This window comes from Pseudomonas sp. LBUM1659 (genome assembly GCF_059716045.1).
Map to the genome: position 1 here is coordinate 5,518,776 of NZ_CP166797.1, position 13,758 is coordinate 5,532,533.

The following is a 13,758-nucleotide window of genomic DNA, read 5'->3' on the forward strand; positions in this document are numbered from 1 at the left end:
CCCATGCTGAAGAAGCTGTTCCAGTCATTCCGTTCTCCCAAGCGTCATACGCAACACATTCGCAGTACGCCTGAGGTGCTCAACAGCGGCCAACACTCGCTGCAAAAGGCGCAATTCAGCCGTTACGCGGTGAATATCGTCGAACGCCTGCAGAACGCCGGTTATCAGGCTTACCTGGTCGGCGGCTGCGTGCGTGACATGCTGCTCGGCATCACACCGAAGGATTTCGACGTTGCCACCAGTGCCACACCTGAACAGGTGCGCGCCGAATTCCGCAATGCGCGGATCATCGGTCGCCGATTCAAACTGGTGCATATTCACTTCGGTCGCGAAATCATCGAAGTGGCGACCTTCCGCGCCAATCACCCGCAAAACGACGAGGAAGAAGACAGCAACCAGTCTTCCCGTAATGAAAGCGGGCGCATCCTGCGCGATAACGTCTACGGCACGCTGGAAGAAGACGCGCAACGCCGCGACTTCACCATCAACGCCCTGTACTACGATCCGGTCAGCGAGCGCATTCTCGATTACGCCAACGGCGTACACGACATCCGCAATCACCTGATCCGCCTGATCGGCGATCCGAAGCAGCGCTACCAGGAAGACCCGGTACGGATGCTGCGGGCCGTGCGTTTTGCTGCCAAGCTGAATTTCGGTATCGAAAAACACAGCGCCGCGCCGATTCGCGAGCTGGCGCCAATGCTGCGCGAGATCCCGTCGGCCCGTCTGTTCGAGGAAGTGCTCAAGCTGTTCCTCTCCGGCCACGCCGCGGACACCTTCGAGATGCTGGTCGACCTGCAACTGTTCGATCCGTTGTTCCCGGCCAGTGCCGAGGCGCTGGAATACAACCCGACGTATACCCACACCCTGATCAGCGATGCACTGATCAACACGGACCTGCGGATCAAACAGAACAAACCGGTGACCCCGGCGTTCCTGTTTGCCGCCCTGCTGTGGCCTGCCCTGCCGGCTCGTGTATTGCGCCTGCAAGAACGTGGCATGCCGCCGATTCCGGCCATGCAGGAAGCCGCTCACGAGCTGATTGCCGAACAGTGCCAGCGCATCGCAATCCCGAAACGCTTCACCATGCCGATCCGCGAGATCTGGGACATGCAGGAGCGCCTGCCACGCCGTAGCGGCAAGCGCGCCGACCTGTTGCTGGACAACCCACGGTTCCGTGCCGGTTACGACTTCTTGCTGCTGCGCGAAGGCGCCGGTGAGCAGACCGATGGCCTGGGTGAATGGTGGACGGATTACCAGGACGCCAATGACAGCGAACGTCGCGACATGATCCGCGACCTCAGCGGCAAGGAAGACGGCACCAGCGCGCCACGCAAACGTCGCCGCAGCGGTGGTGCCAAGCGTAAACGCGCAGCCGGCGAACCGAGCGTCTCGGGCGAGTAATCCATGGAACGCATCTACATCGGCATGGGCAGCAATCTGGCTGACCCCGCCGAACAATTGCGCAACGCCGTCGACGCGCTGGCGCAGCTGCCACAGACCGAGCTGGTCGGAGTGTCCGCGTTTTATCAGAGCGACTCGCTGCTGCCTGGCCAACCGCGTTACACCAACGCGGTTACCGCCCTCGACAGCACCCTCGCACCGTTGGACCTGCTTGATGCGCTGCAAGCCATCGAGAACGGACAGGGTCGCGAACGTCTTGAACGCTGGGGGCCACGCACCCTGGATCTGGACATCGTGCTGTTTGGCGATCGGCTGATCGATGACCCTCGCCTCAAAGTCCCTCACTACCACATGCAGGAAAGGGCTTTTGTCCTGTATCCGCTGGCCGAACTGGCGCCTGCGGATTTGCGTTTGGCCGATGGCCGCACGCTGAGCGAATTGCTCGCGGCCTGCCCGTTCGTCGGCCTGGAACGCCTGCCCCAAAATTGACCCAAATCCCCTGTAGGAGCCGAGCTCGCTCGCGATAGCGATCACACAGTCGACATCGTCGCTGAATGTGAGGCCGCCATCGCGAGCAAGCTCGGCTCCTACAGGCGTCTATTTCCCCGGTAACACCCCCGCCGTAACAAGGCGGTAACACATCCAATTGACTTCCCGAGTTCTCCTCACGACTATAGGCGTCCCGCTGCCGCCAACACGGCGTTGAAGGGCGCAATCCAGGCCTTAAAAGCACGACAACAGACCGTGCGCCTGTATTTAACGAAGAATCACGCGCGTTACTCGCAGTAGTTTCCACAGCGCCTGAATGAGGATCTTTTCATGCCAGCCATCACCCTGACCACTCTGCAAGGTCTCAAGCAAAAAGGTGAAAAAATCACCATGCTGACCTGCTATGACGCGACCTTCGCCCACGCCTGCAATGAGGCTGGCGTCGACGTGCTGCTGGTGGGCGACTCCCTCGGCATGGTTTTGCAGGGTCACGACAGCACCCTTCCCGTGACGACCGCTGACATGGCTTACCACGTGGCAGCCGTCAAACGTGGCAACACCGATGCACTCATCCTCGCAGACCTGCCGTTCATGGCCTACGCCACCACCGAACAAGCCATGACCAACAGTGCCCTGTTGATGCAAGCCGGTGCGCACATGGTCAAGGTAGAAGGCGCTCTGTGGCTGGCGGACTCGATCCGCCTGCTGGCCGAGCGCGGCATCCCGGTGTGCGCGCACTTGGGGCTGACGCCGCAATCGGTGAACCTCCTTGGCGGTTACAAAGTCCAGGGTCGCAACGAAAACCAGGCTCGGCAAATGCGTGCCGATGCCATTTCGCTGGAACAGGCCGGGGCAGCCATGTTGCTGCTTGAATGCGTGCCCAGCGAACTGGCCGAAGAAATTACCCAGGCCGTGAAGATTCCGGTCATAGGTATCGGCGCCGGCAGTGGCACCGACGGCCAGGTACTGGTCCTGCACGACATGCTGGGCTTGTCTATTACCGGTCGCGTGCCAAAATTCGTGAAAAACTTCATGACCGGCCAGCCCACCCTTCAAGCAGCCCTGAATGCTTACGTGACTGAAGTCAAAGCGGTAACTTTCCCAGGTATCGAACACGGATTCTCTGCATGAACACCGTAAAAACCGTACGCGAACTGCGGGCCGCCGTGGCCCGTGCCCGCAGTGAAGGCAAGCGCATCGGCTTCGTGCCGACCATGGGCAACCTGCACAGCGGTCATATAGCGCTTATTACCAAAGCCTCCCAACGGGTGGATTTCGTGGTTGCGAGCATTTTCGTCAACCCGCTGCAATTCGGTGCCGGCGAAGACCTCGACAAGTACCCGCGCACCCTCGCCGCCGATCAGGAGAAACTGCTCCAGGCCGGTTGCCACTTGCTGTTCGCGCCAAGCGCTGAAGAAATGTACCCGGGCGGCATGGCCGGCCAGACGCGGGTCAGCGTTCCGCTGCTGTCTGAAGGCCTGTGCGGCGCCAGCCGCCCAGGGCATTTTGAAGGTGTGGCAACGGTGGTCAGCAAATTGTTCAACATGGTCCAGCCGGACCTGGCGGTCTTCGGCCAGAAAGACTACCAGCAACTGGCGGTGATCAAATCCCTGGTCCATGACCTGAACATGCCAGTCCAGATTATTGGTGAGCCGACTGTCCGTGCGGCCGACGGCTTGGCACTGTCTTCGCGCAATGGTTTCCTCAGCGAAGAGCAGCGGGCTGTGGCGCCGGTGGTCTATCGCACGCTGAGTTCGATTGCCGACGCGATCAAACAGGGTGACCGGGATTTCCCCGCGCTGATCGACGCGCAGATCAAACAGCTTGAAGTGGCTGGGTTGCGCCCCGATTACCTTGAGATTCGCCATGCGCTGACCTTGCGTCCGGCCACGGCAGATGATCGCGATCTGGTGATTCTGGTCGCGGCGTTCCTTGGCACCACACGGTTGATCGACAACCTGCACCTGAACCTCGACGCGCCCGCCTGATTCACCATCGCCCCTGTAGGAGCTGGCTTGCCAGCGAAGGCGGTGTGTCATTCAGCATTGATGTTGACTGACACACCGTCTTCGCGAGCAAGCTCGCTCCTACAGGGGTCCTGCGTCAATTCCTGCATTGTATTGCTGCCCTTTGAGGCTTCGGGCAAACTCCCCGCCGTTCGATTCCGACCTTGGAAAACACTCATGCACGCCATCATGCTCAAGGCCAAGCTGCATCGCGCCGAAGTCACCCACGCAGTACTTGATTACGAAGGTTCTTGCGCCATCGACGGCGAATGGCTGGACTTGTCCGGCATCCGTGAATACGAGCAAATCCAGATCTATAACGTCGACAACGGCGAACGCTTCACCACTTACGCGATTCGTGGTGAAGAAGGCTCGCGCATGATTTCGGTCAACGGTGCCGCCGCCCACAAAGCCAAGGTCGGCGACCGCGTGATCATCTGCGCTTACGCTCATTACAGCGAAGCCGAGCTGCTCTACTTCAAGCCGCGCATGCTCTACATGGCGCCGGGCAATGAACTGAGCCACACCAGCAATGCCATTCCAGTCCAGGTCGCCTGATCGAACCGACATCCTGTCTTTTTTCCGTTTGTCGGACTGTTTCTGACTTCGATGTTAAAAAGTACCGGAAACAGGTCAGACAAAGTCAAGACAGATCAAGGCGCGGGGTTTACTGTATTCGCCCTGCGCCATGAAATCGTGTCGACGCAGTTGACCGGACGCCGACCCGCAGCGCTCCGGGATTTTTAGTGTTCAAAAAGCCGTTCAAGTAAAAAGGAAACCCGCAGCGATGGCGTACTACCGCACTCCTCAAGACGTGACCGCTCTGCCCGCTTGGCAGGCGTTGAATGATCACCGCCAAGCCATGCAGGATTTCAGCATGCGCGAAGCCTTCAATGCCGACCCGCAGCGTTTTACTCAATTTACCCTTAGCAGCTGCGGGCTGTTTCTCGATTACTCGAAGAACCTGATCAACGCCGAGACCCGCAATCTGCTGGTAGGTCTGGCGAATGAAGTCGACCTCGAGGGCGCGATCAAGTCGCTGTTCGACGGCGAAATCGTCAACGCCTCCGAGGGTCGCCCGGCCCTGCACACCGCACTGCGCCGCCCGGTGGGCGACAAGCTGTCGGTGAATGGCGTCAACGTGATGCCGGAAGTGCACAAAGTACTGAACCAGATCACCGACCTCGTGGGCCGCATCCACGACGGTTTGTGGCGCGGTTACACCGAGAAACCGATCACTGACGTGGTGAACATCGGCATCGGCGGCTCGTTCCTCGGCCCTGAGCTTGTGTCCGAGGCGCTGCTGTCCTACGCCCAAAAAGGTGTGCGCTGCCACTACCTGGCGAACATCGATGGCAGTGAGTTCCACGAACTGACCATGAAGCTGCGTGCCGAGACCACGCTGTTTATCGTTTCGTCGAAATCCTTCAACACCCTCGAAACCCTGAAGAATGCCCAGGCCGCACGCGCCTGGTACCTGGCTCAGGGTGGTTCGGAAGCCGAGCTGTATCGTCACTTCATCGCCGTTTCCAGCAACCATGCCGCGGCGGTGGCGTTCGGTATTCGCGAAGAAAACATCTTCCCAATGTGGGACTGGGTCGGCGGCCGTTACTCGCTGTGGTCGGCCATCGGCTTGCCCATCGCGCTGGCCATCGGCATGTCGAACTTCAAGGAACTGCTGTCCGGTGCCTACACCATGGACCAGCATTTCCAGAGCGCGCCTTTCGAACAGAACATGCCGGTGCTGCTGGCCCTGCTCGGCGTGTGGTACGGCAATTTCTGGGGCGCGCAAAGCCACGCGATCCTGCCGTACGACCACTACCTGCGTAACATCACCAAGCACTTGCAACAGCTGGACATGGAGTCCAACGGCAAGAGCGTGCGTCAGGACGGCACCCCGGTGTCCACCGACACGGGCCCGGTCATCTGGGGTGGCGTCGGTTGCAACGGTCAACACGCTTATCACCAGCTGCTGCACCAAGGCACCCAACTGATCCCGGCCGACTTCATCGTGCCGATCGTCAGCTTCAACCCGGTGTCCGACCACCACCAGTGGCTGTACGCCAACTGCCTGTCGCAGAGCCAGGCGCTGATGCTCGGCAAGACCCTTGCCGAAGCGGAAGCCGAGCTGCGTGACAACGGCATGAGCGAAGACGACGTGCAGAAACTCGCCCCGCACAAGGTGATCCCGGGCAACCGTCCGAGCAACACCCTGGTGGTCGAACGCATCAGCCCGCGTCGCCTCGGCGCACTGGTGGCGATGTACGAACACAAAGTCTTCGTGCAAAGCGTGATCTGGGGCATCAACGCTTTCGATCAGTGGGGCGTGGAACTGGGTAAAGAACTGGGCAAAGGCGTCTACAACCGCCTGGTCGGCAGCGAAGAAACCCCGGCTGACGATGCCTCGACCCAAGGCCTGATCAACTACTTCCGCGGCCGTCACCGCGGTTGACCCCTCGCTCCCGTAGGAGCCGAGCTTGCTCGCGATGAACGATAACGCGGTGATACACCGCGGCGTCTGCATCGCGAGCAAGCTCGGCTCCTACAGGGTTGCGTTTGTTTTCGGGTCTTGAACCCTCTTCTCACTCGGCGCATCTTTATCTCTTGTCGCAAAACAAGAATAAGGAACCGTCATGTTCGATATCAGCACGTTCCCCAAAGCCGATGCCGTCCGCCGGGCTGCGAATTTAAGTCAAGACGACTATCACCGCCTGTATCGCGAATCCATCGAACACCCCACTACCTTCTGGGCCGAACAAGCCACGCGCTTTCTCGACTGGAGTACGCCGTGGGACACCGTCCAGCGCTACAACCTGAAAACCGGTGAAGCCAGCTGGTTTGCCGGCGGCAAGCTGAACGTCAGTTACAACTGCATCGACCGTCATCTGGAACAGCGCGGCGATCAGGTCGCGATCATCTGGGAAGGCGACGATCCCGCCGAATCCGCGCAAATCACTTACAAAAAACTCCATCACTACGTCTGTCGCCTGGCCAACGTGCTCAAAAGCCGTGGCGTGAAGAAAGGCGACCGCGTATGCATTTACATGCCGATGATCCCCGAAGCTGCCTACGCCATGCTCGCCTGCACGCGAATCGGCGCGGTGCATTCGGTGGTCTTTGGCGGTTTCTCCCCGGACTCGGTGCGCGACCGGATTCTCGATGCCGATTGCCGCACCGTGATCACCGCCGATGAAGGCGTGCGCGGCGGTAAATTCGTGCCACTGAAGGAAAAAGTCGACAAGGCGCTGGAGAATTGCCCGAACGTCAGCACCGTCATCGTGGTCGAGCGCACGCAAGGCAAAGTGAATTGGGTTGAAGGGCGCGACCTCTGGTATCACCAGGCCTTGCGCGACGTCAGCGACGATTGCCCGCCGGAGCCGATGGACGCCGAGGATCCGCTGTTCATCCTCTACACCTCCGGCAGCACCGGTAAACCCAAAGGCGTGTTGCACACCACCGGCGGCTACCTGCTGCAAGCCGCGATGACCTTCAAATACGTGCTCGACTACCGCGATGGCGAAGTGTTCTGGTGCACCGCCGATGTCGGCTGGGTTACCGGCCACAGCTACATCGTCTACGGTCCGCTGACCAACGGCGCGACCACGCTGATCTTCGAAGGCGTGCCGAGTTACCCGAGCAGCTCGCGCTTCTGGCAGGTCATCGACAAACACCACGTCAACATTTTCTACACGGCGCCGACCGCCCTGCGTTCGCTGATGCGTGAAGGGCCGGAACCGTTGAAGGAAACCTCGCGTGCCAGCCTCAGATTACTCGGCAGTGTCGGTGAGCCGATCAACCCGGAAGCGTGGGATTGGTACTTCAATGTTGTCGGCGAACAGCGCTGCCCGATTGTCGACACCTGGTGGCAGACCGAAACCGGCGGCATCATGCTCAGCCCGCTGGTCAGCGCACAACGGATCAAACCCGGCTGCGCCACGCAACCGATGTTTGGCGTGCAACCGGTGTTGCTCGATGAAACGGGCAAGGAAATCAAAGGCGCCGGCAGTGGCGTGCTGGCGATCAAATCCAGCTGGCCGGCGCAGATCCGCAGCGTCTACGGCGACCCGCAACGGATGGTCGACACCTACTTCAAGCCCTACCCCGGTTATTACTTCACCGGCGACGGCGCGCGACGCGATGAGGACGGCGATTACTGGATCACCGGGCGCATCGACGACGTGATCAACGTCTCCGGGCACCGTATCGGCACCGCCGAAGTGGAAAGTGCCCTGGTGCTGCACGACAGCATCGCCGAAGCCGCGGTGGTCGGTTACCCCCACGACCTCAAAGGCCAGGGCATCTACGCCTTCGTCACGCCCATGAACGGCACCGAACCCAACGACGAGTTGAAGAAAGAACTGCTGGCCCACGTCAGCAAGGAAATCGGCAGCTTCGCCAAACCGGACTTGATCCAATGGGCGCAGGCCTTGCCGAAAACCCGCTCGGGCAAGATCATGCGGCGTATCCTGCGCAAAATTGCCTGCAACGAACTGGACACGCTGGGGGATACTTCGACCCTGGCCGATCCGAGCGTTGTCCAGGACCTGGTGGATAAACGCCTGAACCAATAAGCTTCGCGCGGCCAGCATTGGCCGCGTTTTATTTTCGCCACTGAGTCGCCATGGAATTCATCCGTACCCGCATCGAAACCCAGATCATGAGCCTGACCGGTCTGTCCCTCGGCAAGCTCGATCTGGAAAATCCAAAAGGCGATCCCGGCCTGTTCGGCCCAGACTCGGTAAGTTGGCAAGTGCATGGTGATTTCAGCAGCATGCTCATCGGCGGCATCAGTGCCCTGATGCTGCAAGCCTTGCATCCATTGGCCCTGGCTGGTGTCTGGGACCATTCGAATTTTCGCCAGGACATGCTCGGTCGGCTGCGTCGCACCGGGCAGTTCATCTCCGGCACCACGTATGGCTCACGGAAGGATGCCGACTGGCTGATCGAGAAAGTCCGCACAATCCACCTGCAAGTGACGGGCACTGCGCCGGACGGGCGCCCCTATGCGGCCAGTGATCCGGACCTGCTGACCTGGGTGCATGTGGCCGAAGTCAGCAACTTTCTCGCCGCGCATTTGCGTTATCGCAATCCGAATCTGTCCCTGGCCGATCAGGACCGTTACTACGGGGAAATCGCGTTGATCGCCGAGCGACTGGGCGCCCGTGATGTGCCCCGCTCGCGGCAGCAGATTGCCGATTACCTTGAGCGCATTCGCCCACAGCTGCTGTGTGACGAGCGCAGTCGGGAAGTGCTGCGGTTATTGTTGAATGCGCCCTCCCCCAGCCGTTTGGCCAAGCCTTTTGGCGGTTTGATGATGCAGGCCGGGATCGACCTGTTGCCAGACTGGGCCAGTGACATGCTCGGCGTCAGCCAGAACCCGCTGCAACGCAAACTGATCCGCGCCAGCGTCAACCGCAGCGCCCCGATGCTGCGCTGGGCGGTGCGTAATGGCTCGGTGCAAAGGGCCAAGCGACGGATGGGGTTGCTCACCTGAAAAGCTAGAAGCTTCGCGAGCAAGCCCGCTCCCACACTGTATTTTGTCGGCCACACATCTTGGGTATTACTCAAATCAAGTGTGGGAGCGGGCTTGCTCGCGAAGGCAGCACCTCGGTATGGCGCCAAGCTGCTAAACTCCCGCGCCAAATTCCCTCCTGCAAGGCGCCCAGCATGTCTTCCTTGAATCAGGCGCTGCGCGCCGCCCTAGAACATCGCCAGGACCTGCTTGCCGAACTGCATCAGCAAGGCACTGATTGCTATCGCCTGTTCCACGGCAGCCAGGAAGGCGCCGGCGGCCTGACCATCGACCGCTATGGCCCGCAGCTGTTGGTGCAAAGCTTTCACCAGTCGCTGGAGCGCGACGCGCTGCTGCAATTGCACGAGGCAATCAACCAGCATCTGGGCCTCGACACCCTGCTGGTCTACAACGACCGCTCCCGGGGCAATTCGCGCATCGACCGTGAGGACACGGTTTACCGTGCCGATGAGGCGGCGCTGGAAGACTTGGTCGGCCACGAATGGAGCCTGAACTACCGGGTTCGCGGGCGTCACGCCGGCCAGGACCCGCTGCTGTTCCTCGACCTGCGCAACACCCGTGGCTGGGTCAAAGCGCACAGCCAGAACAAAAGCGTGCTCAACCTGTTTGCCTACACCTGTGGCGTCGGCCTGAGTGCTGCGGCCGGTGGCGCCCGTGAGGTGTGCAATCTGGATTTCGCCGAGGGCAACCTGGCGGTCGGCCGTGAAAATGGTCTGCTCAACCCGCAGTTGCCCGCCATGCAATTCGTCCAGTCCGATTACTTCCCGGCGATCCGCCAACTGGCCGGCCTGCCAATCAGTCAGCGGCGCGGGCAGAAACTGCCGAGCTACCAACGCCTGGAACAGCGCCAGTACGACCTGGTGCTACTCGACCCTCCCGCTTGGGCCAAGAGTGCTTTCGGCACCGTCGACCTGCTGCGCGACTACCAGAGCCTGCTCAAACCCGCGCTGCTGACCACCGCCGACAATGGCGTGCTGATCTGCTGCAACAACCTGGCGAAGGTCAGCATGGACGACTGGCGCGAACAGGTGCTGCGTTGCGCAGAGAAAGCCGGACGACCGGTGCGCGAGTGGACGGTGATGACACCGGGCGCTGATTTTCCGTCGATGGATCAGCAGCCGCCACTGAAAACGCTGATTCTGCAGCTCTGACATTCACCCAAAAATTCAGACAAATCCTGCAAAGCGTGGTCACTTCGGAACTGCAATCGCATGCCATACTCCAAGGCACTCCGATTCAGACAGATGAAGCCACACATGCCCAAAGGATTGATTCGCGCTATCGGCGCCTTGTTGACTGCTCTGGCCCTCTACAGCTTGCTGGGGTTTCTGATTTTACCGGGTATCGCGTTGCGGATTGCCAACCAGCAATTGGCCCATTACGCCACGGTGCCCGCCCACCTTCAGCGGATTGAATTCAACCCGTTCAGCCTGGAAGTCACCCTTTGGGGCCTGGTCATCGGCGAACCGGGCAAGGAACAGATCGGCTTCGAACGCCTGTACGCCAACCTGCAAGTCGACAGTCTCTGGACCAAGGCCGTGCACCTGTCCGACATCGAACTGGACAAACCCAAGACTGAAATCCTCTTCGGCAAGGACGGGCAGCTCAACCTGCTTGGGCTGTTCAAACTGCCCGCAAGCGAGCCGACACCTGCCGATCCGAATGCCAAGCCGTTTCCGCTGCGCGTGGACCGGATCAATCTGGCCGGCGGCGCGGTGCACTTCCAGGACCAGCGCCCCAGCGAACCCATCGAATTTCTCTACGACAAACTCGATTTCGAGCTGAAAAACCTCAGCACCCTACCCGACGACAGCGCCGACATGACGCTGGTGGCCATCGGACCGGCCGGTGGGCAAGTCGACTGGACTGGCAACTTCAGCCTGATCCCACTCGCCTCCGAAGGTAAGCTGAAAATAACTGATGGCAAGATGAAATCCTTTTGGCCTTATGTGCGTGATGCGGTGCCACTGGATCTCGAAAGTGGCGTCCTTAGCCTCAGCACCGACTACAAACTCAATCTGTCCAAAGAAACCGAACTGCTGCTGAGCAATGTCGCTGTCAGCGTCGCGCCTTTCGCGATCAAGGCCCCGGACGGACGGCCACTGGCGACGCTCGAACGATTGGACATCAGCGATACCACCGTGGACCTGGCCAAGCAGCAAGTGGTGGTCGGCAAGATCCGCAGCCAAAAACTGGAAACCTGGGCCGCCCTCGAAGCCGACGGGCAACTCGACTGGCAGAAGTTGTTCGCCAGCCAGCCGTCCAGACCCGCCGCCAAAGCCAAGGCCGAACCCGCCAGTACGCCAGCGGCAGCCGACTCACCCAAACCGGAACCGGCGCCACCGAGCAAACCGTGGCAGGTGCGGCTCAAAGACGTGCAATTGCGCGATTACCAGGTGCACCTGGCCGACCGCAAGGCGCAACCCGCCGTAGCGCTGGATGTCGGCCCGCTGAACCTGGACTTGCAGAATTTCGACAGCCTTAACGGTTCGCCTTTTAATCTCAAGCTCGACACCGGCGTGGGCAAACAGGGCAAGATCCTGGCTGATGGCGTGGTCAATCTCGCCCCGATCAGTGCCAAACTGAAGGTGCAGACCAAAGACATCGACCTGCGTGTCGCACAGTCTTACATCACCCCGTTCATTCGCCTGGAACTGCGCAGCGGCATGCTCGGCAGTGATCTGGCGGTCGATCTGAAAAGCACCGAGCCGCTGGCATTCAGCGTCACCGGCCGGGCTCAAGTCGATCAGTTGCACACCCTCGACACCCTTAAAAACCGCGACTTCCTCAAATGGCAGCAGTTGGTGCTTGAAGGCCTGAACTATCAACACGGTGACAGCCTGTCGATCGACAAGGTCAACCTGTTCCAACCTTATGCACGCTTCATGATCAACGAAGATCGCACCACTAACATCGACGACCTGCTGATCCCGCAACCGCCCGACACAGGCGCCAAAACAGCCGCTGCCAAACCGGCCAGCAACAACAAACCACTGGGCATTCACATCGGCGGCATTGCCATCAATGACGGCTCGGCCAACTTCGCCGACTTCAGCCTGACACCTAACTTCGTCACCGCCGCGCAGCAGCTCAACGGGCAGATCGGCACCATCGACAGTCGTCAGGCGAAACCGGCCAGCGTGGATATCAAAGGCAAGGTAGATCGTTATGCACCCGTGACCATCAAGGGCGCGGTCAATCCGTTCGACCCGATGGCCAGCCTCGACATCGCCACCAGTTTCAAACGTGTGGAACTGACCACGCTCACGCCTTACTCCGGCAAGTTTGCCGGGTATCGCATCCGTAAGGGCCGGCTCAACCTCGACTTGCATTACCTGATCGTCAAAGGCCAGCTCAAGGCTGAAAACAAAGTGGTGGTCGAGCAATTGGAGCTGGGGGAAAAAGTCGACAGCCCGGATGCCGTGAGCCTGCCACTGAAACTGGCGATTGCCTTGCTCAAGGATGTGGATGGCAAGATTTCCATCGAATTGCCCGTCACGGGCGACCTCAATAATCCGCAGTTCAGCGTCATGCCGATTGTCTGGCAAACCCTGCGCAACCTGATCGTCAAAGCGGCCGCTGCGCCGTTCAAACTGATTGGCGGATTGGTCAGCGGCGGCGGTTCCGAAGACTTGGGCACCGTATCGTTCGCACCAGGCGCAAGCGATTTGAGCCAGGAAGCCGAAGGGGCGTTGGTCAAACTGTCCCAAGCCTTGAAGGAACGTCCGGCCCTGCGCCTTGAAATCGAAGGTACGGCCGCCGCCAGCAGTGACGGCCCGTTGATTGCCGAGCAACGTCTGGAGCGGGAATACCAATACAACTACTACAAAATGCTCCAGCGTCGCGGTGACAAAGTCCCGGCCCAGGCTTCATTGCTGGAGGTCCCGGAAAACGAGAAAGGCCCGCTGCTGGAAGGCATCTACCGCACGCGCCTGAAGACTCAACCGTCGGCCGAATGGAAGGACCTGGGCAAGGAAGAACGCACCTCCAAAATGCGTGCCGACGTGATCAAGTTCTGGAGCACCAGCGACGTGCTGTTGCGTCAGTTGGGGCAGGAGCGCGCCGGCAGTATCAAGGACTATCTGGTGGATAAAGGTCAGCTGGCCGACGACCGTGTGTACTTCATCGACGCCAACCTTGGCGAAGCGCAAAGTGATGGCCGGGTGGTGACGCCGTTGCACCTGGATGCGCAGTGACTCAGAAGAGAGCGCTCATACATTCAAGAATGATGTCGACTGACACTCCACTATCGCGAGCAAGCTCGCCCCACAGTTGTTTTCTGAGTTGCCCAAATAGAACAGGCCCCCGACACGAATCTCGGGGGCC

The 13,758-nt window shown here is 60.0% G+C and carries 10 protein-coding genes; all 10 read left to right on the plus strand.

The genetic code is table 11. From position 1 onward, the window contains the following. The first annotated feature begins 3 nt into the window (after positions 1-3). The 10 genes from ACA048_RS25110 to ACA048_RS25155 all read left to right on the plus strand — a co-directional run bounded on the left by ACA048_RS25110 (position 4) and on the right by ACA048_RS25155 (position 13,628). On the plus strand, positions 4-1,404 hold the full coding sequence (locus tag ACA048_RS25110) for a polynucleotide adenylyltransferase PcnB (RefSeq protein ID WP_497626727.1): 1,401 nt from the start codon (positions 4-6) through the stop codon (positions 1,402-1,404). 3 nt (positions 1,405-1,407) lie between these two features. Then, on the plus strand, positions 1,408-1,893 hold the full coding sequence (gene folK, locus ACA048_RS25115) for a 2-amino-4-hydroxy-6-hydroxymethyldihydropteridine diphosphokinase (protein WP_497626728.1): 486 nt from the start codon (positions 1,408-1,410) through the stop codon (positions 1,891-1,893). A 330-nt stretch (positions 1,894-2,223) separates the two neighbouring features. Continuing rightward, positions 2,224-3,024, plus strand: coding sequence for a 3-methyl-2-oxobutanoate hydroxymethyltransferase (gene panB, locus ACA048_RS25120; RefSeq protein ID WP_497626729.1), 801 nt, complete (start codon positions 2,224-2,226; stop codon positions 3,022-3,024). Continuing rightward, the gene (gene panC, locus ACA048_RS25125; protein ID WP_497626730.1) at positions 3,021-3,881 is read left to right on the plus strand and encodes a pantoate--beta-alanine ligase; all 861 of its coding nucleotides are present in this window, start codon (positions 3,021-3,023) and stop codon (positions 3,879-3,881) included. The genes panB and panC overlap by 4 nt, the downstream gene beginning before the upstream one ends. 195 nt (positions 3,882-4,076) lie before the next feature. Then, positions 4,077-4,457 (plus strand): aspartate 1-decarboxylase, encoded by a 381-nt coding sequence (gene panD, locus ACA048_RS25130; RefSeq protein ID WP_497626731.1) that lies wholly within the window; start codon positions 4,077-4,079, stop codon positions 4,455-4,457. Positions 4,458-4,686: 229 nt separating this feature from the next. Continuing rightward, a complete protein-coding gene (pgi, locus tag ACA048_RS25135) occupies positions 4,687-6,351 on the plus strand; it encodes a glucose-6-phosphate isomerase (protein WP_497626732.1) in 1,665 nt (554 codons plus the stop codon). Between the two features lie 181 nt (positions 6,352-6,532). Further along, the gene (gene acs, locus ACA048_RS25140; protein WP_497626733.1) at positions 6,533-8,470 is read left to right on the plus strand and encodes an acetate--CoA ligase; all 1,938 of its coding nucleotides are present in this window, start codon (positions 6,533-6,535) and stop codon (positions 8,468-8,470) included. A gap of 50 nt (positions 8,471-8,520) precedes the next feature. Next, positions 8,521-9,393, plus strand: a complete 873-nt coding sequence (locus ACA048_RS25145) for an oxygenase MpaB family protein (RefSeq protein ID WP_497626734.1) — start codon at positions 8,521-8,523, stop codon at positions 9,391-9,393. 173 nt (positions 9,394-9,566) lie between these two features. Beyond that, positions 9,567-10,583, plus strand: coding sequence for a class I SAM-dependent rRNA methyltransferase (locus ACA048_RS25150; protein ID WP_497626735.1), 1,017 nt, complete (start codon positions 9,567-9,569; stop codon positions 10,581-10,583). Between the two features lie 60 nt (positions 10,584-10,643). Further along, positions 10,644-13,628: a DUF748 domain-containing protein gene (locus ACA048_RS25155; protein WP_497626736.1), complete on the plus strand. Its 2,985-nt coding sequence runs from the start codon at positions 10,644-10,646 to the stop codon at positions 13,626-13,628. Positions 13,629-13,758 lie beyond the last annotated feature (130 nt).